Here is a 20,652-nt window from a genome sequence, read left to right on the forward strand (position 1 = left end):
GTGATGGAAACTATTATATAAGCAATGATTAGTTTTGCGGTGTAAACGTCGCCCGGCGGCCGCTTGCCTTAAAGTGTAGGAGAACATCGGATCCTGTGATGCTTGTACTGACTTCCCCCTGCTATCGGAAAACGGTTGAGGCAAGATTGCCGTGCTGGCGAGTAAATTATAGCGGTGAGGGGAAAGCGGAAAAATAACTCCACCGGGGGGATTTTTGCCGAGAAATTAAAATTTCCATCAAATAAACGCCATCTTCATAGTTTTCTCATAATTGGTGAATAAATCCGAGACGGGTTTTAAAAAGTTTACACACCCTCGCATTACTTGAATTTTATCAGCCTATTATTATCTCCGACGACGAATGAGCCTGTTAACGTACAGCGCTCCTGATGAAGAAAAACTTTTAAGGAAATGATTATGCGTAAATTGACGGCTTTATTTATTGCTTCCACGCTGGCTCTGGGTTCTGCCGCCGCGGCGTTCGCCGCCGATACGGTGGCTGCCCCGGCGGCGGATGCCGCGCCGATGAAAATGATGCATCACAAGGGTGAAGGTAAAGGCGGCCCGTTCGCCGGGTTGAACCTGACCGAGCAGCAGCGCCAGCAGATGCGCGATATCATGAAAGAGTCGCACCAGAAGCGCGGGCCGGGCATGAAAGAAGAACGCCAGGCGCTGCACAATCTGGTCGCTTCCGACAGCTTTGACGAAGCGAAGGCGAAGGCGCAAATTGACGCGATCGGCAAAGCACAATCCGAACGCATGCTGGAACGCGCCAAAGCGGAAAATAAAATGTATAACCTGCTGACGCCTGAGCAGAAAAAACAATACAATGAGAATTATCAGAAACGCGAGCAAAAGATGATGGACCACATGAATAAAATGAAGGAGCAGATGTCCTCCGGTCAGTAATATCCGCTCGCGGTGAGTAAAAAAGGGCCAGGCTATTTGTCTGGCCCTTTTTCTATTTGGCGTTATCGCCGGCAGACTTTGTCGTGAGTGATAATCATTCTCCGCCGACAATGTGCTGGAAATGTTCGGCAACGGCCTGCGCAAAGCACGGGTCGTTAATATGATAAGGCGTTTTTATCAACCGGCGTTTGTCGGTGGCGTGCACCGTTTCTTCCAGCGCCTGCGTAAACGCGGCCAGCGCCGCCGGATCCCAGAACGGTTGCCCGGGCGCATCCAAAGCCGATACGCCGCCCGTCGGGATAACGAAACGCACTTCGCCCGCGCAGGCGTTGATTTTTTCGCCCATCCAACGCCCCATTAACGCATTCTCCCGCGCGCTGGTACGCACCAGCGTCACTTGCGGGTTGTGATGGTGACGCAGACGGTTGGCATAGCGAGCCGGCACCGTATTCGGCGCGCCGAAGTTGATCATGTCTATCGCGCCACAGGAGAGCACGCACGGGATGCCGGTACGCGCGATGGCACCGAAACGATCCATATCGCAGGGCAGCACACCGCCAAACAGGTAATCGGCCATTTCGGTGGTGGTCAAATCGATGGCGCCGTGCAGTTGGCGGTTATCGATCAGTTTTTCCAACGACCTGCCGCCGCTGCCGGTCGCATGAAACGTCAGACAATCCCATTGTGTTCCCAGTTCGGCCACCAACGCCTGAACGCAGGGCGTGGTGACGCCAAACGTCGTCAGGCCGATCGCGGGTTTGTTGTCGTGATAGTCGACGGCGGCGAAGTGCACTGCGCCGGCTATCTGGCGTGCCGCGTTGCCTAGCACCTGTCGCGAGATGCGGTTAAGACCGGCGAGATCGGTGACCGAATACAGCATGTTGATATCGCTGGCGCCGACATAGGCGGAAACGTCTCCTGCCGCCATGCTTGAGACCATTATTTTCGGCAGGCCAATCGGCAGCTGCTGCATGGCCGGCGTGATGATGGCGGTGCCGCCGGAGCCGCCCAGACCCAGCAAGGCGGCGATATCGCGGCGCGTCAGGATAAAACGTTCGAAAGCGGTCGCCATAGCGGCGATCGCCTGGCCGCGACTGGCGCAAAAGACCGCACCGGCGCCTGCCGGATGGTGGCGAGCAACGTCCTCTGGACCGATATCGGCCGGGGAGTCAAACGGCAAGCGACGAGTGGAAAGATCGACGGTTCGCGTGGGTAAATTCAGGGCAGCGATTAGCCGCCGTACATACTCCAACTCTTGTCCTTTCGTATCTGCTGTGGTAGCAATATAGACAAAATTTGAAGTTTCTTTCATGTGTCTTCCTGGGGTGTTTCTAATTTTTATTTAAAAATCATTTTATTATATTTTTTAGGGTGCCCTGGTGTTGGCATTTAAATTAAATTGATTAATGTATTTATATAATGAGACGGCAGTATCATTTTTGCAAGGGCAGCTCAGTGCAAAATGGGACTCCTGTCTCATTTTTGAGCTTTTCAACGTGGCCGGCGCTTTACCGGCAGCCAGTCGACAGAGGCGCATCCTCTGTTGCGCAAGCGTGTGCAGATGTATGAGGTTTAAGTGCCGATAAATGCTTTTCCCACCCCGTTCGATCCTTCACTGACTTCCACACGGGCAAAAACCTACCGTTTGTTGCTGGCCAGCGCGATGGCGCTGTATGACGAAGGGGCGTTTCCTTCGATCACCGAGCTGGCGGCGCATGCCCAGGTATCGCGCGCGACCGCCTACCGTTATTTTCCGACCCAGAGTGCGCTGATTAGCGCCGTGGTGGCGGAAAGCCTGGGGCCTATTCTGGAATGGCGCCCGCAGGACGACGATGCCCTGAAGCGTATCCAGCAGTTGCTGACCTTCGCCTATCCTCAGATGGAACGGCACGAGGGAGCATTGCGTGCGGCACTGCAGCTCTCTTTGCAGCAGTGGGCGCACGCCACGTCGGGCGAAAAATTCGTGCGCGGCAACCGCAAGCGTCTGTTGGCGCTGGCGGTAGAACCGTTGCAGGGCAAACTGCCGCCGGATTCTCTACAGAGAGTGATTCATGCTTTCTCGCTGATTTACGGCTCGGAGGTATTCCTGGTGTTGAAAGATATCTGGGGGCTGGAACTTGAGGGCATTCAGGACGTCACGCAATGGATGGCCAAAGCCATCCTGCGTCAGGCGGAAGAGGACGCGACGAACCGCAAAAAAACATCAGCAGGATAATCCAATTTTTGCCGATGACCGAGTGAAAAACCAGCATAATTCACTGAGTGAATATTGAAAAAATTTATAATTAAAAGTGATAAAAGACGCCTGTTAAGCACTTTTCAGGCGGCCATCTCCTTCATTCGATCTTTGTTTATATTTTTATTTATCAGCGTATTAAGGTTTTTCCTCTCACTTATTATCGCCGCTTCGCTACCGGCAAACGTCATTGCTATTTCTTATTGGCGTTGGCCTGATTCACCCCTGAAACGTTCTCTCATTCTACCGGACTGCCGAGTGACACATTAAGCGCACTTGAGATTGTTGTGCTTTATTTATTTGGTGTTACCAAACTGTTACACAAAAAATCTTATAAAACATTTGCAAACAACAACGGACGGTATCTGGGATGGAGAAGAAACTTAGAGGAGTCAAATCCGCTCGGGCGGCCTTCGGCTGGCCTGAAATCGGAGTTCATCGCGCACAATGGAGCGCGATGCTGATCTGCCTGACGGCGATCGGCGGGGCGCAGGCGGCCACCTATATAGAGAACGGCAAAGCGGGCGATCCGGCCAGCTGGCGCAGCAGTGAGTTCAACGCGGAATGGGGGCTGGGGGCGATCCACGCCGACCAGGCCTACGCCGCCGGTTATACCGGCAAAGACATCAAACTCGGCATTTTCGATCAGCCGGTCTACGCCAAGCACCCCGAGTTTTCCGGTCCTGATAAGGTGATCAATCTGGTTACCCATGGCACCCGCGAATACACCGATCCCTATATTCCGGTGAAAAAAGGCGATGACTTCCGCTATGACGGAACCCCGAGTGTGGACTCTGACGGTACGCTCGGCTCGCACGGCACCCACGTGGGCGGCATCGCCGCCGGCAGCCGCGACGGCGGCGCCATGCACGGCGTGGCGTTCAACGCGCAGATCATCAGCGCGGAAAACGGCGACCCCGGCCCGGAGGACGGCATCATCCTCGGTAACGACGGCGCGGTTTACCAGGCCGGCTGGGAGGCGCTGGTGGCCAGCGGCGCGCGCATCATCAATAACAGCTGGGGCATCGGCATTACCGATAAATTCGCCAAGGGAGGCAAAGATCCCGCTTATCCTCATTTCACGGTCGACGATGCGCAAAAGCAGTTCGATCAGATCAAGGTTATCTTGGGCACCAAGCCCGGCGGCGCCTATCAGGGCGCGATCGACGCGGCGCGCAGCGGCGTGGTCACCATCTTCGCCGCCGGTAACGATTACAACCTGAACAACCCGGACGCCATGGCCGGCCTGGCGTATTTCGTGCCGGATATCGCGCCGAACTGGCTGTCGGTCGCCAGCCTGCAGGATCCCACCAATACCGGCGATTACAGCATCAGCACCTTCTCTTCCCGCTGCGGCTATACCGCCAGTTTGTGCGTCTCGGCACCGGGTACCCGGGTGTACAGCTCGGTGATTGAAGGCACCAGCGTGGAGAATCTGACGACTGGCTACGCCAAATACAGCGGTACCTCGATGGCGGCGCCGCACGTGGCCGGCAGCGTTGCGGTGCTGATGGAGCGTTTCCCGTATTTGAATGGCGCACAGGTGGCGGAAGTGCTGAAAACCACCGCCACCGACATGGGCGCGCCGGGCATCGACGCGCTCTACGGCTGGGGGATGATCAACCTGGGCAAGGCCATCAACGGCCCGGGCATGTTGGTGACCGCTGAGGATATTCCCGAAGAGTTCCGCATCCCGGATCCGACGGGCGTGGCTTATGGCCCGACTCAGTTCGTGGTCGATCTGCCGGGCGTCGGCGCGGTGCTGGACCAGGGTAAATCGACCGAGCGCGTCTGCAGCAGCGATCTTTGCGGCCTGGACTTCTGGAGCAACGACATCTCCGGCCACGGCGGCCTGACCAAGCAGGGCATCGGCACCCTGGTGCTGACCGGTAACAACACCTATGCCGGCCCGACGCTGGTCAATCAGGGGCGGCTGGCTGTCAACGGTTCGGTCACCTCGGCCGTCAGCGTGCAGAGCGGCGGTATTGTCGGCGGCAGTGGCACGGTCGGTTCGCTGACCGCCCGTGATGGCGGCACCGTGGCGCCGGGCAACTCGATCGGCACCCTGAACGTGGCGGGCAACGTCAGCTTCGAGCCGGGCTCGCGCTACGCGGTGGAAGTGGGCCCGAACGGCCAGAGCGATCGGATCCAGAGCAGCGGATCGGCGACGATCGGCGGCGGCGAGGTGGCGGTGACGCTGGAGAACAGCCCCAACCTGCTGACGCAAAGCGAGGTGCGCAGCCTGCTGGGCCAGCAGTACACCATTTTGAGCGCGCAGCAGGGGGTGAGCGGGCAGTTTGACGCGGTGGCGCCGAACTACCTGTTCCTCGGCACCGGGCTGAGCTACCAGCCGACCGGGGTGACGCTGAGCGTCGGGCGCAACGGCACGAGCTTCGCCAGCGTGGCGCAGACCTCGAACGAGCGGGCGGTGGCGGTGGCGGCGGATGCGCTGGCGGCGGGCAACCCGGTGTACGAGAGCCTGCTCACCAGCGGCACGGCGGGCGAAGCGCGGCAGGCGTTCCGTCAGCTGTCGGGGCAAATCCATGCGGATATCGCCTCGGCGCTGGTGAACGACAGCCGCTACCTGCGTGAGGCGCTGAACGGGCGTCTGCGTCAGGCGGAAGGGCTGGCGAGTTCGTCGGCCATCAAGGCGGACGAGGGCGGTGCCTGGGCGCAGCTGCTGGGGGCGTGGGACCACGCGTCGGGCGACGCCAACGCCACGGGTTACCAGGCCTCGACCTACGGGGTGCTGGTCGGGCTGGACTCGGCGGTCGCGGGCGACGGGCGGCTGGGGGTGGCGACCGGCTACACCCGCACCTCGCTGCACGGCGGGTACGGGTCGAAGGCGGACAGCGACAACTACCACCTGGCGGCGTACGGCGACAAGCAGTTCGGGGCGCTGGCGCTGCGTGGCGGGGCGGGCTACACCTGGCATCGCATCGACACCAAGCGGTCGGTGAACTACGGGATGCAGTCGGACCGTGACACGGCGAAGTACAGCGCGCGCACCGAGCAGCTGTTCGCGGAAGCGGGCTACAGCGTGCAGGGCGAGTGGCTGAACCTGGAGCCGTTCGTGAACCTGGCGTACGTGAACTTCGAGAACAACGGCATCGCGGAAAGCGGCGGCGCGGCGGCATTGCGCGGCGACAAGCAGCACACGGATGCGACGGTGTCGACGCTGGGCCTGCGTGCGGACACCGAATGGCAGGTGAGCGCGGGCACGACGGTGGCGCTGCGCAGTGAGCTGGGGTGGCAACACCAGTACGGCGGGCTGGAGCGAGGCACCGGGCTGCGGTTCAACGGCGGCAACGCGCCGTTCGTGGTGGACAGCGTGCCGGTCTCGCGTGACGGGATGGTGCTGAAGGCGGGAGCGGAAGTGGCGGTGAACGAAAACGCCACGCTGTCGCTGGGCTACGGCGGACTGCTGTCGCAAAACCATCAGGACAACAGCGTCAACGCCGGTTTCACCTGGCGCTTCTAAGCAACATCGACTCAATCCTTGTACGGGAACCGTCTGCGGGCGGTTCCTTTTTCACATCCTGCTAATGAGAACCCGGCGCACCTGGGGCGTCGGCCAATAACAAGCAAAAGGTAAGGAAATGACAACAACAATGGGTTTTGATAGCAAAGGAAACGCTCGCCGCTCGCCGTGGCGGCTGAACGCGTTGGTCTGCTGCATGGCGCTGGCGGGGTATGCACAGGCGGCGCCGCACGAGGTGAACGGCCAACCCGGCGATCCGGCCAGCTGGCGCAGCGCCGAATTCAACGCCAACTGGGGGCTGGGGGCGATCCACGCCGATGAGGCCTACGCCGCCGGCTACACCGGCAAAGGGCAGAAGGTGGGCATTTTCGACACTCCGGTCAACCGTCATCCCGAGTTCGCCGGTGACGGCAAACTGATCAACGTCGTCACCGAGGGCTACCGCGCCTATACCGATCCACACCGGCCGGGGATTAACGCCGGCGATCGTTTTTACTTCGACGGCACCTTCCACTTCTACAGCGGCTCGCAGGGCATGCTGAGCAATCACGGGGTGCACGTCGCGGGGATCAGCGCGGCGAACCGCGACGGCATCGGCATGCACGGCGTGGCCTTCGATTCGCAGGTGATTAGCGTCGATAACGATAACGACGGCCCGGCCTACGGCGAATTCCTCGGCCTGGACGGCGCCGTCACCAATGCCGGCTGGCAGGCGATGATCAACAGCGGTGCGCGGGTGATCAACAACAGCTGGGGCGTCAGTATTCCCGATTTCCTGTCCGACGGCGGCCGTGATCCTAACGCGCTGCACTTTGAGCTGAAGGATGCGCAGGAACAATTCGATCAGGTCAAACCGCTGCTCGGCAGCCTGGCCGGCGCAGGCTATCAGGGCGCGATCGATGCGGCGCGCAAAAACATTCTGGTGCTGTTCGCCGCTGGCAACGACGGCAACTACAACCAGCCGGATGTGATCAGCGGGCTGGCCTACTTCGTGCCGGACATCGCGCCGAACTGGCTGTCGGTCGCCAGCGTGGCGCAGGATGCGGCATCGACCAACAGCGTGCCTTACACCATCAGCAGCTTCTCTTCCCGCTGCGGCTATACTGCCAGCTTCTGCGTCTCGTCGCCGGGCAGCAAAATCTACAGCACCGTGGCCAACGGTTCCGATCCGGCCAATCTGGTGTCGGACTACGGCAATAAAAACGGCACCTCGATGGCGACGCCGCACGTGACCGGCGCGGTGGCGGTGTTGCTGCAGCGCTTCCCGTACATGAGCTCGGCGCAGATTGCCGACGTGCTGAAAACCACCGCCACCGACATGGGTGCGCCGGGCATCGACGCGCTCTACGGTTGGGGGATGATCAACCTGGGCAAGGCTATCAACGGCCCGGGCATGTTCTATACCGTCGAAGATATTCCTGCGGAGTTCCGCATCCCGGATCCGACGGGCGTGGCCTATGGCCCGACCCAGTTTGTCGCCAATATTCCGGGGAGGGGCGCCGAGGTGGATGCCGGCACGCTACACGCCAGGAAATGTGATGATGTCCACTGTGGATGGGAAATCTACTCCAACAACATTTCCGGCCACGGCGGCCTGACCAAAGAGGGCACGGGAACCCTGGAACTGACCGGTGCCAACACCTATGCCGGCCCGACGCTGGTCAATCAGGGGCGGCTGGCGATCAACGGCTCGGTCACCTCGGCCGTCAGCGTGCAGAGCGGCGGCATCGTCGGCGGCAGCGGCACGGTCGGTTCGCTGACCGCCCGCCGCGGCGGCACCGTGGCGCCGGGCAACTCGATCGGCACCCTGAACGTGGCGGGCAACGTCAGCTTCGAAACGGGCTCGCGCTACGCGGTGGAAGTGGGGCCGAACGGCCAGAGCGATCGGATCCAGAGCAGCGGAGCGGCGACGATCGGCGGCGGTGAGGTGGCGGTGACGCTGGAGAACAGTGCCAACCTGCTGACGCAAAGCGAGGTGCGCAGCCTGCTGGGCCAGCAGTACACCATCCTGAGCGCGCAGCAGGGGGTGAGCGGGCAGTTTGACGCGGTGGCGCCGAACTACTTGTTCCTCGGTACCGGGCTGAGCTACCAGCCGACCGGGGTGACGCTGAGCGTCGGGCGCAACGGCACGAGCTTCGCCAGCGTGGCGCAGACTTCGAACGAGCGGGCGGTGGCGGCGGCGGCGGATGCGCTGGCGGCGGGCAACCCGGTGTACGAGAGCCTGCTCAACAGCGGCACGGCGGGCGAAGCGCGGCAGGCGTTCCGTCAGCTGTCGGGGCAAATCCATGCGGATATCGCCTCGGCGCTGGTGAACGACAGCCGCTACCTGCGTGAGGCGCTGAACGGGCGTCTGCGTCAGGCGGAAGGGCTGGCGAGCTCGTCGGCCATCAAGGCGGACGAGGACGGCGCCTGGGCGCAGCTGCTGGGGGCATGGGACCACGCGTCGGGCGACGCCAACGCCACCGGCTATCAGGCCTCGACCTACGGGGTGCTGGTGGGGCTGGACTCGGCGGTTGCGGGCGACGGGCGACTGGGGGTGGCGACCGGCTACACCCGCACCTCGCTGCACGGCGGTTACGGGTCGAAGGCGGACAGCGACAACTACCACCTGGCGGCGTACGGCGACAAGCAGTTCGGGGCGCTGGCGCTGCGTGGCGGGGCGGGCTACACCTGGCATCGCATCGACACCAAACGGTCGGTGAACTACGGGATGCAGTCGGACCGTGACACGGCGAAGTACAGCGCGCGCACCGAGCAGCTGTTCGCGGAAGCGGGCTACAGCGTGCAGGGCGAGTGGCTGAACCTGGAGCCGTTCGTGAACCTGGCGTACGTGAACTTCGAGAACAACGGCATCGCGGAAAGCGGCGGCGCGGCGGCATTGCGCGGCGACAAGCAGCACACGGATGCGACGGTGTCGACGCTGGGCCTGCGTGCGGACACCGAATGGCAGGTGAGCGCGGGCACGACGGTGGCGCTGCGCAGTGAGCTGGGGTGGCAACACCAGTACGGCGGGCTGGACCGTGGCACCGGACTGCGGTTCAACGGCGGCAACGCGCCGTTCGTGGTGGACAGCGTGCCGGTCTCGCGTGACGGCATGGTGTTGAAGGCAGGGGCGGAAGTGGCGGTGAACGAGAATGCCACGCTGTCGCTGGGCTACGGCGGACTGCTGTCGCAAAACCATCAGGACAACAGCGTCAACGCCGGCTTCACCTGGCGCTTCTGACGTTCAGCAGCGATCTCAAGGACAACGGAGCCGGCATGCCGGCTCCGTTTTTATTTGCGGCTGTGGGGTGAGTCCGTATGATGGCGCGGCGCCAGGGCAATAAAAAACCGGGACCCTGACGGATCCCGGCTTAAAAGTGGGTAAAACAGATTAGCGCTAAAGGCTCAAGCCCCGTTTGATTTGCGCAGTCCGAGCGATGTGGACATCGTCTCAGTAGCGGCAACGGAACAAATTTTCCCTGGTGTTACTATGGTTATTATTAAAAAACGTGCTGGTGTTATTTTTTATAGTGTATTGCTGTATGTCTCTTTTGATACCATGTTTGACGATGCAACATGGTATGTCAAGCAACGTTTTTAACGCATAATTGCATGAGATGCTAGTTTTAGATGTGGCTTTTTCAGCAGAAATAATCAAAACGACTGATAAATCAGTAAAAAAAATCGAAGGAACAAATGGATAACAATCACCAAAAATTCGATTCACAGTCGATTGCCAATCGGGTCAGGGAGCTGTTTTTACATTACGGGATTGGAAAACGTCAGCATGCCCGCGAGCTCAGCCGCATCTTGGATCTGAGTTTTTCACATGCGCACCGCAAACTGAAAGGGCAAAGCCCCTGGACGCTGGAACAGATCAACAGCGTCGCGGCCGCGCTCGGAGAAACGCCGGCGGCGATCGCCGATTTGAGCGCCGAACACGAGACTCCCGAGCCAAACATGGCGCGCGATGCCATCTTTGTCGTGGCGGGGGTGGCGATACCTTGCGTCGGGCACATCGGCGACGAGCTTCCTGCCGGGCGGCCGGCGGAATTTGTGGCGCTGCGCGTGGAAGGGCAGTGGCATATCTATCGCACCGATGAGGCGCCGGCAGGCCCGCGTTACGGCGTCGATCTGATCGAAATCCGGCCCGGCTTCGGCGACGACGAGCGGCTGAGCATCGCGGTATTGGACGATTCGCATCAGGCGGCCGATGAACTGGCCAAGTATCTGGGTGGCTGCGGGTTCAACGCGGTGGCGTTTTACGACGTCGACAGTTTCTGTCAGGCGTTGCAGCAAAGCCTGTTCGACGGTTACGTGGTGGACTGGTTGATCGGTGAGGAAACGGCGGATCGCTGTATCGCTACCATCCGCGCCTCCGACAATCCGGACGCGCCGGTACTGGTGCTGACCGGTGAACTGGGCACCGACCGACGCGAATCGGAAATCGCTCAGGCGATGCGCGAGTACGACGTGCTCGGCCCTTATGAAAAACCGGTGCGGCTCCATGTGATCGAAGCCGCACTGCAACGCTGTTTTAATCTTTAGCGGGGAACACCTCGGCCAGCGCGCTCGACAGCGCATCCAGTCGAACCGGCTTCATCAGGTAGTTATCGAACAGGGCGCGCTGATCCGCCGTTAACTGCTCCGGCGTGTAGGCGCTGATGCCGATGATCGGCACATGGCGGTTGGGGCCGCGACGGTTGCGCAACTGCCTGGCCAGAGCAGCGCCGTCGATGCCCGGCATCTGCAAATCCAGCAACAGCGCATCGTAAGGACGTCTGAGCAGCTTCTGCAGCGCGCGTTCCGGCGAGTCGCACAGTTCGTGCTGGTAACCCAGCTTGTCCAGCAGCGCCGCAAAGGCGTCACCCACCGACTTGTTGTCATCCACCACCAGAACCTGCTGCGGCTTATGCTGCAGAGAGGCATTGGCAGCGGCGGGCTCGTCGGCACGTTCGTCTTCACTGATCTGCACCGGAATGCTGACGATAAAGGTGCTGCCCTTCTTGATTTCGCTGTACACCGTGATGGTGCCGTTGAGCAACGTCACCAGGCCGTGCACGATCGCCAACCCCATCCCCACGCCGGCATACTGCTTGGTATGCGACTGATCCAACTGGGTAAAGGGCTTGAAGATCTGATCGAGCTGGTCTTTTTCGATACCGATGCCGGTGTCAGTCACTTCGATAATCAACGAACTGCCGCCCGGTTGGCGGCGCAGGCAGCTGTGCAGCGTAATGCTGCCGCTTTCGGTGTACTTGTAGGCGTTGGTCAGCAGGTTGACGATAATCTGCCGGATGCGCAGCGGATCGGAGTGCACCAGCAGGTGGCTGCATTCCACTTCACAGCTGAGTTTGACCTGTTCTTTGCGGGTCAGGGTGGCGATTTCGTTGGCGGTCTCCGCGATCAGCTTCTGCGCGTCGAACGGTACGATGCGCAATTCCATCATGCCGCTGTCGAGGTGCGCGTAGTCGGTCAGATCTTTCATCTGGCTTTCGATTTGCTGCGCGGCGGTCTCCAGCCGCTGGAAGGTGTCCGCATGCTCTGCCGACACCCGGGTATTCACCAGCACGTCGATGGCCGACATCACGCTCTGCAATGAGGTGCGCAGCTCGTGGCCAATAGCGCCGAGGAAGGCGTTTTTGGTGCGCGTCGCTTTCTCCGCCTCAATCGCCTTGGCCTGTTGGCGAATGGTCAGCCGCTGCTGGCGGAACACGATCAGGGTGATGGCGATCAGCGCGATCACCGAGAACATGACGATCACCAGCCCATAGAAAATAATGTGCCGCTTCTCGATGTAGTCCTCATAGGCGGCGGTGCGCTGCTTCACCTCGGCATGGTCGGTCAGGTTGGCCATTTCGATGGAGTAAGGCTTGATGGCCTTCATGGCCGCGAAAACCTGGTCGAAGTCGATTTTCGGGCTGTCCAGCAGCTTATCGATGCGATCCATCTGCAGGCGCATCTGTTTGACCACTTCCGGGTAGCCCGGCTCGGCGTACAGCGGCTGGGTCGATTCGGAGACGGTTTCCAGCACGTAAAAACGCGAATAGAGGATTTCGAACCGCAGCCGCAGGTTGTCGTTGTCCACCTGCGGCGCGTGACTTTGCTGTTCGACCAGCGTGTCGAACTCCGCCAGCTTGATGGAGAACTTGGCGATCGACCAGGAGTAGTTCTCCTGCGTGCCGGCGATGGCATACAGCCCTTTCTTCGACAGGGTGGCGCTGTAGTAATAGAGCGTGACGGTCGAAGCCACTAAAAACAGCGCGGCAAAGATGGCCGGGATCGCCAGCCTGCTGCCGTTCTTAAAGGTCGTCAGCTTCATTTGATCACGATCCTGTCGACTTGCCAGATAAAGCGTGAATTGTACAACGGCGAGTTCAGTTCAGGCCCGGCGGCGTCACGCGGGTACACCAGGAACAGCGGGCCGAAGTTTCTGAGCTTCAGCATTTCCCCGTCCATCCTGTAGGCTAGGATCATGTTGTATTTCGTGACGTCGGACAGCGGCACGTCGATGTAATAATCGTTCAGCGCGTAGAAAGTCAGCGTCTCGCCCTTGGCGCCGACGCGCTCCAGGATATCGGCCACCGAAATCCCTTCGAATTTTCTCTGCGGCGTCCAGGACGTGGAGGTGGTGATGCTGCGCACCGGCATCGCCAACAGTTGTTTATCGGTGAACAGATAGCTTTTGTTGACCGGGTCGGTCACGTTGTCGATCTTGCCCGCCACTTCCAGGGTAAAGCTGAGGGCGCTGCTCTGGGCGATAATCAGGGCCACGCAGGCTATCGCAAGGGTTTTGCATAGTTTGAACAGCATCGGTGTTCTCCAGAGGCGCGGGGAGGTTGTATCAGTCCCGCTAATTTATCAGGCAGAATAATGGCAGAAAAAGCAGGCGGGTGCGAAGGGAATAGTAAACCGCACAAAAAGAACAGGTCTGGGTCGGTCGGCCCGTGCGCGTAACCTTTCCCTTCCGTTTGTCAGCCGTTCCGATGTGCTTTCAACAGCTGGGCCAGCTGCGTCAGGCCTGCCGTTAGCTCGTCCAGTGAGGGGGAACCCAGGCATAGGCGAATGCCCGATTCACTTTCGCCGTCATTGACCATGACCGCGGCCGGCGGCGTGACTTTAACGCCCGCCAACGCGGCGGCGGCGGCCACAGGCTCGGCGGTTTCGCGCGGCATCGGCAGCCAGACATGGTAAGCGTCGGGATGCGATACGCATTCGTCGGCATCGAATATCGAGGTAGCCAGATGCACTCTTCGCTGAGCCTCATGGCGCAACGCTTGCGGTATCGCCTCGATTGCGCCGCTGGACAACCACTCCCCCACCACGGCGCAAGACAGTGGCGAAGGTGCGAAGGGAATATCTTGCAAGGCTTCTTCCGCCGCGGTTTGCATGTCGGGCGGTAGAGTCAGCATACCGATCCGCAACCCCGGGCCGAGCGTTTTCGACAGGCCATTGACATGGAACACCCGCTCGGGTGCCAACGTCGCGAGCGCAGGCACTGCTGAATGCCCTAGGGCATACACGCCATCCTCGATGATCCAGACATTCGCCTGCCGGCATATCTCGACGATAGCCCGCCTGCGCTCGGCGCTCATGGTGGCGGTCGTCGGGTTATGCAGCGTCGGTGTCAGATAGACCGCAAGATGGCCGGAGGAGACGCGCTCGAGCGCGCTCGCCAGCGCCTGCGGCACCATGCCTTGCGCATCGATCTCCACGCCGATCAGGCGATGGCCTTTACGTCGGGCCAGCGCGATCGCGCCGGGGTAGGTCAGCCTCTCGGTCAGTATCGTCCCGCGTGGCCCGCAGGCCAGGTCAAATGCCAACGAAATCGCCTGACGGGCATTGCTGGTCAGCGCCAGGTGCGACGGTTCGATCGTGACGCCGGCGTTTTCCAGCCAGCGGGCCAACAGACGCCGATGTTCCAAGTGCCCGGTCGGAGGGGAATAGAGGTTCAGATGATCTGCATCCATTTTCCGTGCGATGCCGGCCAGCGTGCGTGCCAGCAAACGGTCAGTCAGCATCGCCGGCGGCGCATTGGACGAGAGATCGATTTCACGTTCTTCACGGGCGCGGCGGATCGCCACGAACATCCCGCGCCCCTTCACGCTGCGGACCAGCCCGCGTCGTTCCAGGATGGCGTAGGCTTTGGTCACCGTGCCCAGACCGATCGCCAATTGCCAGGCGAGGGGGCGGTGTGCCGGCAAACGATCGCCTCCTTGCAGCTTGCCCTCGATAATGTCGTCAGCCAACGCCAGCACCAGCCGTTCGACGGTAGTGGCTTCCACGTTGGCCAGGCGGGGTTGCCAGGGGGATTGAAGCCGCATGGTCGCTCTCCGGAGAAAGAATATAGTGTCACGTGACACTATTTAAATAGGCGAAAAGTGTAACACATACTATGTTGGTGAGGAGTCCCGGCGTTTTCAACAACGGCTCGGCCGTAAGGCGGGCCAGCGGAGTTTTTCCATGATGGTCAGTCAGCTTGCATTGGTTTACGGCGCCTATCTCCTCGCTACCGCCAGCCCCGGCCCCAGCAACATGGCGATCATGGGCGTGGCGATGCGTGACGGCCGCAGGCCCGCATTGGTGCTGGCCGCCGGCGTGATGACCGGATCGCTGTGCTGGGCGATGTTGGCCGCGACCGGCCTTTCCGCCGTGTTGGCCACGTATGCGCAGGCGCTGTGGACCATCAAAATCGTTGGCGGCGTGTATATGCTGTATCTGGCGCTGCGCGCTGGAAAGTCCGCGTTACGGACGTCCGCCGCGGCGCCGGGCATGGCCGCAGGGCGCGATGCGCGGCCTTATCGGGCGCTTTATCGGCAGGGCGTGCTGATGCACCTCGGCAATCCCAAGGCCATCATGTCCTGGATGGCGATCATGTCGCTGGGATTGCGGCAAGGCGCGCCTGAGCAGGTTTTACCGGCAATTATTGGCGGTTGCGCGCTGCTCGGCGTGACGATTTTCGGGGGGTATGCCCTGCTGTTCTCAACGGCGCCGATGATCGCGTTTTACACCCGGGTGAGGCGCTGGATTGAAGGAACGCTTGCGCTGCTGTTCGCTTTGGCGGGCCTGGAGCTGTTGATATCGCGGGGGTAATGAACGCCCGGCGTTAACCTGAGGAGAGAAGCGATGGTTTTTGGCATGCAGATGGTGGATGTCTTTGGCGCCGGGCCGCTTGCCGGCAATCCGTTGGCGGTGATCACGGGCGCCGGAGCGTTGTCGACGGAAGACATGCAGTGTTTGACGCGTTGGTTCAACCTGTCGGAGACGGCCTTTTTGCTGCCGCCGACGCACCCCCAGGCGGATTACCGGGTGCGGATATTCACCCTGGATCGTGAAATGCCGTTTGCCGGACACCCGACGCTGGGCAGTTGTCATGCCTGGCTCACTGCGGAGGGGATGCCGCGCAATAGGGCGGAGATCATCCAGGAGTGTGGGGCGGGCTTGGTGAGCGTTCGCCGCGAGGCAGGACGGCTGTGTTTTGCCGCGCCGCCGTTGATTCGCTCCGGGGCGCCCTCAGAAGAGACGTTGGCCGACGCGCTGCAGTTTTTAGGTATCGCGCCTGAGGAGGCGCTCGATGCCGCCTGGATCGATAACGGTCCGGGGTGGCTGGGGATCCGGCTGGCCAGCGCTGAGCGGGTACTTTCCCTGACGCCGGCGAGAAGCTGGCCGCGCAGAGTGGACATTGGCGTCGTCGGCCCACATGCCGATGGTGACGCAGCCTTCGAAGTTCGCGCCTTTTTGAGCGATCATCTTGGCGCTATCGTCGAAGATCCGGTCACCGGCAGCCTCAATGCCTCGCTGGCCCAGTGGTTGTTCGCAAGCGGCGTGGTCAGCGGTGGCTATATCGCCGCCCAGGGCCGCTGCCGTGGGCGCAACGGGCGCGTGCATATCACCCGCGACGAGAGCGGCCGGATTTGGGTGGGCGGCAATACGCGCACTCAGGTCGAAGGGCGGCTGCAAGGGATTGGCACGGCGTAGAAAGCGTCGCCGCACTGCGTGCGGCTGAACGGAATATCGATTTTCATCCGATGATAAGGAGTGAACAGTATGTCTGCGATGCCACCAAACGATACCCCCGTCGAAGCTGATATTACGCAGCCGACGACGGTCACCGAAACGTTGAAAATGCTGGTACGTTACAAAGCGTGGGCGAATGCGCTGACCTTTGACACCGTGATGTCCTTGCCGGCCGGTGAAGCCTTACGGCAGCGGCCGACCCGTTTTGGCAATATGGTGCATACCTTAAATCATGTGTACGTGGTGGACGATATCTTCAGGCACCATCTGCAAGGTCGAAAACATGGCTACCTCGCGCGCAACACCGAGCAAACGCCTGCGCTTGACGACTTGCGGTGTGCGGTGGAGGAAATGGACCGCTGGTATATCGAACAGGTGGACAACTGGTCACCCGAGGCGCTGGCGCAGGTGGTACATTTCGAGTTCGTCGGCGGGGGGGAAGGCCGGATGACGCGCCAGGAAATCGTGCTGCATGTCGTCAACCACGCTACCTATCATCGCGGTTTTGTCGGCGATATGCTCTATCAAGTACCCTTCGCCTCGCCGGCGAACGATTTGCCGGTGTTTCTTCGCGATCATTACCGCCGGGCGCGGTGAGGCGAGCGAGAGAAATAAAAAAGCCAGACGCTTTCGCGCCTGGCCTGTTACGCGCCGAAACCCGGCGAAGTTGCGCCTCAGCGCATGGTGACGAACTCTTCCGCCGCGGTCGGGTGGATCGCCACGGTGTTGTCGAAGTCCTTCTTGGTGGCGCCCATCTTCACTGCCACCGCGAAGCCCTGCAGGATTTCATCCATGCCGAAGCCGATGCCGTGCAGGCCGACGATCTTCTCTTCTTTACCCGCGCACACCAGCTTCATGCGGCACGGCTGACGGTGCTGCGTGACGGCGCTGTACATGGCGGTGAAGGAGGACTTGTACACCTTCACGTTGTCCGCGCCGAATTTCTCGATGGCTTCCGGCTCGGTCAGGCCGACGGTGCCGATCGGCGGGTGGCTGAATACCACGGTGGCGATGTTGCTGTAATCCAGGTGTTCGTCCGGCTTGTTGTTGAACAGGCGCTCGGACAGGCGGCGGCCGGCGGCCACGGCGACCGGGGTCAGCTCTACCGCGCCGGTGTTGTCGCCCACGGCGTAGATGCCTTTGACGTTGGTGTTCTGGAACTTATCGACGTCAATGTAGCCTTGCTCGTTGGTCTTCACCCCGGTAACGCCAAGGTTCAGGTTGTTGGTCGCCGGTTCGCGGCCGATGGCCCAAATCAGGCAGTCGACGGTGAATGCTTGGCCGTTTTCCAACTGCAGCGTCAGGCTGCCGTCGGCGTTCTTGACGATCGCTTTCGGCACCGATTCGGTGTGCAGGCTCGGCCCTTCGGTGTTCATCACTTCCACCAGGGTTTCGACGATCATCGGATCGAAGCTGCGCAGCGGCGCGTGCTTGCGCACGAACAGGTGCGTTTCCGCGCCCAGCGCGTTCAGCACGCCGGCGATCTCCACGGCGATATAGCCGGCGCCGACTACGGCGACGCGCTTCGGCATGGCGTCCAGCTCAAAGAAGCCGTCGGAGTCGATGCCGTATTCCGCACCCGGAATAGCCGGATGGCTCGGGCGGCCGCCGGTGGCGATCAGGATGTGGTCGGCGGTGATGGTCTCGCCGTTCACTTCCACGGTGTGCGCATCCACGAAGCGCGCGAAGCCTTTGATCACGTCGACCTTGTTCTTGCCCAGCACGTTATCGTAGGAGTTGTGGATGCGATCGATATAGGCGGTGCGGTTGGCGACCAGCTTCTTCCAGTCGAAGGCGTTGACGGTGGTGTCGAAGCCGTAGTCCGGGCCGTACTGATGGATGGCCTCGGCGATCTGCGCCGCGTGCCACATGACTTTTTTCGGTACACAACCCACGTTTACACAGGTGCCGCCCAGCTCTTTGGCTTCAATCAGCGCACACTTTTGGCCATACATGGCTGCCCGGTTGATCGATGCGATACCGCCGCTGCCGCCGCCAATTGCTAGATAATCGTAATGTTTCGTCATCTGGGATTTCCATGAGTTGTGAATTTGAAGAGGGTAAGAGTTTAACGCCTGACCGGGGTTTGTCGCAAAGATTGCGTCGATGGCTGCGATAGGTGGACGCAGGGCGCGGCAAACCGCGCCCTGATGGGGATTATTCTGGTACCACCCAGTTCACCAGATGGTGACCGATGCCCGACGGCACCAGCACCTTGTGCAGCCACGGCAGCACGTTTTTCATCTGCTGTTCCAGCTTCCACGGCGGGTTGATGACGATCATGCCGGAGGCGGTCATGCCGCGCTGATCGCTGTCGGGTTTCACCGCCAACTCGATCTGCAGGATGCGGCGAATGCCGGTGGCTTCCAGATCGCGCAGCATGCGTTTGATCTGCTGGCGCATCACCACCGGGTACCACAGCGCATAGGTGCCGGTGGCGAAACGCTTGTAGCCTTCCTGAATGCCTTTGACCACGTCCTGGTAATCGGTCTTCATTTCATACGGCGGGTCCATCAGGATCAGGCCGCGGCGCGACAGGGGCGGCAGCTGGGATTTCAGCTGCTGATAGCCGTCGGCGCGCTGCACTTTGGCGCGCTCGTCTTTCTGGAACTCGCTGCGCAGCAGCGGGTAGTCGCTCGGGTGCAGCTCGGTCAGGTGAATTTTGTCCTGTGGGCGCAGCAGCTGGCGGGCGATCAGCGGCGAGCCGGGATAGTAGCGTAGCGTGCCGGAACGGTTAAAGTTGTGCACCACGCTCATGTAGGCCGCCAGCTCTTCCGGCAGATCGTCGCGTTGCCACAGCAAGCCGATGCCTTCCAGGTATTCGCCGGTGCGCTCGGCGTGTTCGCCGCTGAGCTGATAACGGCCCGCGCCCGAGTGGGTATCCAGATACAGGAACGGCTTCTCTTTTTCCTTCAGCGACTCGATGATCAGGCTCTGAACGGTGTGTTTGAGCACGTCGGCGTGGTTGCCGGCGTGGAAACTGTGGCGATAACTTAACATGACGGGTGGCGGTTCCTTGTGCTCCGCAGACGGAGCATTCAATGCAATAAGGCTTATAATCTGCACAGTATAAACTGTCTGGCCGGGAAAAACCGGACTCCGTTGCCGCAGACGTTAACAGAAAGGGACAGGACGATGAGCAAACAGGCGATTTTGGCGAATTACCCCGACGCGGCGCGCTGGGCGTTCGGCGACGGCCCTGCATTAGCCGACGAACTGCTGGGATTGGTGCTGAGCGGGGATAAAACCGCCACCTGCAGTTCCTATGCGAGCTATCGTCGGGAACAAACCCCGCGGATCGGCGATTACAGCATCGTTCTCGATGGCCGCGGCGAACCGGCCTGCGTGATCAGAACCCTGGCGCTGCGCCTGGTACGCTACGACCAGGTGACCGCCGAGATGGCGGCCAAAGAGGGCGAAGGCGACAAAAGCCTGGCGTTTTGGCGCCAGGGGCATCAGGCATTCTTTACCCGCGAGGGGAGCTTTGCGCCGGACATGTGGCTGGTGTTCGAAGAATTCGAACGGGTTGAAACGCTGTGAATCACAAGGAGAAAGGATGAGCTGCATTTTTTGCGACATCGTGGCGGGCAAGGCGCCGTGCCATAAAATCTGGGAAGACGACGACCATCTGGCGTTCCTGTCCATCTTTCCCAACACCGACGGCTTCAGCGTGGTGATCCCCAAGGCGCACCACCCGAGCTACGCCTTTGACCTGCCGGACGAGGTGCTGAGCGCGTTGATGCTGGCGACCAAGCGTGTGGCAAAGCAGCTGGATCGCGCGTTCGACGACGTCGGCCGCTGCGGCATGGTGTTTGAGGGCTACGGCGTCGACCATGTGCACGCCAAACTGATCCCGCTGCACGGCACCGCGTCGCTGGAACAGTGGCGGCCGATCGAATCGACCTCGCCGAAGTTTTTCACGCGTTACGAAGGCTATATCTCCTCCCACGATGCGGCACGCGCCGACGACGAACAGCTGGCGGCGCTGGCCGCCCGCATTCGCCAATGCGCCGTTTAAGGCACGAAC

General features: G+C 60.7%; 16 protein-coding genes. 10 read left to right on the top strand and 6 right to left on the bottom strand.

Features of this window, described 5'->3' with window-relative positions; translation table 11 throughout:
* Positions 1–417: 417 nt before the first annotated feature.
* Entirely contained in the window at positions 418–909 is a 492-nt protein-coding gene (gene spy, locus FOT55_RS15770; protein WP_147823695.1) for an ATP-independent periplasmic protein-refolding chaperone Spy, read from the top strand.
* A 94-nt stretch (positions 910–1,003) separates the two neighbouring features.
* Here the strand turns inward: spy and FOT55_RS15775 are convergent, their stop codons facing one another.
* Positions 1,004–2,221 carry a Tm-1-like ATP-binding domain-containing protein gene (locus tag FOT55_RS15775; RefSeq protein WP_089196345.1) on the bottom strand — a complete coding sequence of 406 codons (1,218 nt, stop codon included), beginning with the start codon at positions 2,219–2,221 and terminating at the stop codon, positions 1,004–1,006.
* A gap of 264 nt (positions 2,222–2,485) precedes the next feature.
* On the opposite strand from FOT55_RS15775, the gene FOT55_RS15780 reads away from it, so the two are divergent.
* The 4 genes from FOT55_RS15780 (at position 2,486) to FOT55_RS15795 (ending at position 11,156) form a co-directional block, all read left to right on the top strand.
* Complete coding sequence (locus tag FOT55_RS15780) at positions 2,486–3,124, top strand: TetR/AcrR family transcriptional regulator (RefSeq protein WP_147823696.1); 639 nt, start codon at positions 2,486–2,488, stop codon at positions 3,122–3,124.
* A 478-nt stretch (positions 3,125–3,602) separates the two neighbouring features.
* The gene (locus tag FOT55_RS15785) at positions 3,603–6,626 is read left to right on the top strand and encodes an autotransporter serine protease (RefSeq protein ID WP_147823697.1); all 3,024 of its coding nucleotides are present in this window, start codon (positions 3,603–3,605) and stop codon (positions 6,624–6,626) included.
* A gap of 118 nt (positions 6,627–6,744) precedes the next feature.
* Entirely contained in the window at positions 6,745–9,849 is a 3,105-nt protein-coding gene (locus FOT55_RS15790; protein ID WP_406883724.1) for an autotransporter outer membrane beta-barrel domain-containing protein, read from the top strand.
* A gap of 455 nt (positions 9,850–10,304) precedes the next feature.
* A complete protein-coding gene (locus tag FOT55_RS15795; RefSeq protein WP_025304624.1) occupies positions 10,305–11,156 on the top strand; it encodes a helix-turn-helix domain-containing protein in 852 nt (283 codons plus the stop codon).
* On the opposite strand, the gene FOT55_RS15800 is transcribed toward FOT55_RS15795, so the two are convergent.
* From FOT55_RS15800 to FOT55_RS15810, 3 genes are all read right to left on the bottom strand, one after another.
* On the bottom strand, positions 11,146–12,930 hold the full coding sequence (locus tag FOT55_RS15800; RefSeq protein ID WP_025304623.1) for an ATP-binding response regulator: 1,785 nt from the start codon (positions 12,928–12,930) through the stop codon (positions 11,146–11,148). The genes FOT55_RS15795 and FOT55_RS15800 overlap by 11 nt on opposite strands.
* Entirely contained in the window at positions 12,927–13,421 is a 495-nt protein-coding gene (locus tag FOT55_RS15805; protein ID WP_147823698.1) for a putative pterin-binding protein, read from the bottom strand. The genes FOT55_RS15800 and FOT55_RS15805 overlap by 4 nt, the downstream gene beginning before the upstream one ends.
* 161 nt (positions 13,422–13,582) lie before the next feature.
* Positions 13,583–14,932 (bottom strand): aminotransferase-like domain-containing protein, encoded by a 1,350-nt coding sequence (locus FOT55_RS15810; RefSeq protein WP_147823699.1) that lies wholly within the window; start codon positions 14,930–14,932, stop codon positions 13,583–13,585.
* 139 nt (positions 14,933–15,071) lie between these two features.
* On the opposite strand from FOT55_RS15810, the gene FOT55_RS15815 reads away from it, so the two are divergent.
* From FOT55_RS15815 to FOT55_RS15825, 3 genes are all read left to right on the top strand, one after another.
* On the top strand, positions 15,072–15,701 hold the full coding sequence (locus FOT55_RS15815; RefSeq protein ID WP_043139101.1) for a LysE family translocator: 630 nt from the start codon (positions 15,072–15,074) through the stop codon (positions 15,699–15,701).
* Positions 15,702–15,734: 33 nt separating this feature from the next.
* Positions 15,735–16,586, top strand: coding sequence for a PhzF family phenazine biosynthesis protein (locus FOT55_RS15820; RefSeq protein WP_147823700.1), 852 nt, complete (start codon positions 15,735–15,737; stop codon positions 16,584–16,586).
* Between the two features lie 69 nt (positions 16,587–16,655).
* Positions 16,656–17,222, top strand: a complete 567-nt coding sequence (locus tag FOT55_RS15825) for a DinB family protein (RefSeq protein WP_060435208.1) — start codon at positions 16,656–16,658, stop codon at positions 17,220–17,222.
* A 77-nt stretch (positions 17,223–17,299) separates the two neighbouring features.
* On the opposite strand, the gene gorA is transcribed toward FOT55_RS15825, so the two are convergent.
* Positions 17,300–18,652 carry a glutathione-disulfide reductase gene (gene gorA / locus FOT55_RS15830; RefSeq protein WP_147823701.1) on the bottom strand — a complete coding sequence of 451 codons (1,353 nt, stop codon included), beginning with the start codon at positions 18,650–18,652 and terminating at the stop codon, positions 17,300–17,302.
* Between the two features lie 130 nt (positions 18,653–18,782).
* Entirely contained in the window at positions 18,783–19,625 is an 843-nt protein-coding gene (locus tag FOT55_RS15835) for a 23S rRNA (adenine(2030)-N(6))-methyltransferase RlmJ (RefSeq protein WP_004931012.1), read from the bottom strand.
* A gap of 135 nt (positions 19,626–19,760) precedes the next feature.
* Here FOT55_RS15835 and FOT55_RS15840 point away from each other — a divergent pair, with 135 nt between their 5' ends.
* Positions 19,761–20,165 carry an ASCH domain-containing protein gene (locus FOT55_RS15840; RefSeq protein WP_060660146.1) on the top strand — a complete coding sequence of 135 codons (405 nt, stop codon included), beginning with the start codon at positions 19,761–19,763 and terminating at the stop codon, positions 20,163–20,165.
* A 16-nt stretch (positions 20,166–20,181) separates the two neighbouring features.
* The gene (locus FOT55_RS15845) at positions 20,182–20,643 is read left to right on the top strand and encodes an HIT family protein (protein WP_033651785.1); all 462 of its coding nucleotides are present in this window, start codon (positions 20,182–20,184) and stop codon (positions 20,641–20,643) included.
* Positions 20,644–20,652 lie beyond the last annotated feature (9 nt).

It is taken from the genome of Serratia bockelmannii, from assembly GCF_008011855.1.
GTDB classification, from domain to species: domain Bacteria; phylum Pseudomonadota; class Gammaproteobacteria; order Enterobacterales; family Enterobacteriaceae; genus Serratia; species Serratia bockelmannii.

Coding starts and splice junctions, on each gene's coding strand:
- spy (WP_147823695.1), top strand. CDS start 418: ATGCGTAAATTGACGGCTTTATTTATTGCTTCCACGCTGGCTCTGGGT.
- FOT55_RS15775 (WP_089196345.1), bottom strand. CDS start 2,221: ATGAAAGAAACTTCAAATTTTGTCTATATTGCTACCACAGCAGATACG.
- FOT55_RS15785 (WP_147823697.1), top strand. CDS start 3,603: ATGCTGATCTGCCTGACGGCGATCGGCGGGGCGCAGGCGGCCACCTAT.
- FOT55_RS15790 (WP_406883724.1), top strand. CDS start 6,745: ATGACAACAACAATGGGTTTTGATAGCAAAGGAAACGCTCGCCGCTCG.
- FOT55_RS15795 (WP_025304624.1), top strand. CDS start 10,305: ATGGATAACAATCACCAAAAATTCGATTCACAGTCGATTGCCAATCGG.
- FOT55_RS15800 (WP_025304623.1), bottom strand. CDS start 12,930: ATGAAGCTGACGACCTTTAAGAACGGCAGCAGGCTGGCGATCCCGGCC.
- FOT55_RS15805 (WP_147823698.1), bottom strand. CDS start 13,421: ATGCTGTTCAAACTATGCAAAACCCTTGCGATAGCCTGCGTGGCCCTG.
- FOT55_RS15810 (WP_147823699.1), bottom strand. CDS start 14,932: ATGCGGCTTCAATCCCCCTGGCAACCCCGCCTGGCCAACGTGGAAGCC.
- FOT55_RS15815 (WP_043139101.1), top strand. CDS start 15,072: ATGATGGTCAGTCAGCTTGCATTGGTTTACGGCGCCTATCTCCTCGCT.
- FOT55_RS15820 (WP_147823700.1), top strand. CDS start 15,735: ATGGTTTTTGGCATGCAGATGGTGGATGTCTTTGGCGCCGGGCCGCTT.
- FOT55_RS15825 (WP_060435208.1), top strand. CDS start 16,656: ATGTCTGCGATGCCACCAAACGATACCCCCGTCGAAGCTGATATTACG.
- gorA (WP_147823701.1), bottom strand. CDS start 18,652: ATGACGAAACATTACGATTATCTAGCAATTGGCGGCGGCAGCGGCGGT.
- FOT55_RS15835 (WP_004931012.1), bottom strand. CDS start 19,625: ATGTTAAGTTATCGCCACAGTTTCCACGCCGGCAACCACGCCGACGTG.
- FOT55_RS15840 (WP_060660146.1), top strand. CDS start 19,761: ATGAGCAAACAGGCGATTTTGGCGAATTACCCCGACGCGGCGCGCTGG.
- FOT55_RS15845 (WP_033651785.1), top strand. CDS start 20,182: ATGAGCTGCATTTTTTGCGACATCGTGGCGGGCAAGGCGCCGTGCCAT.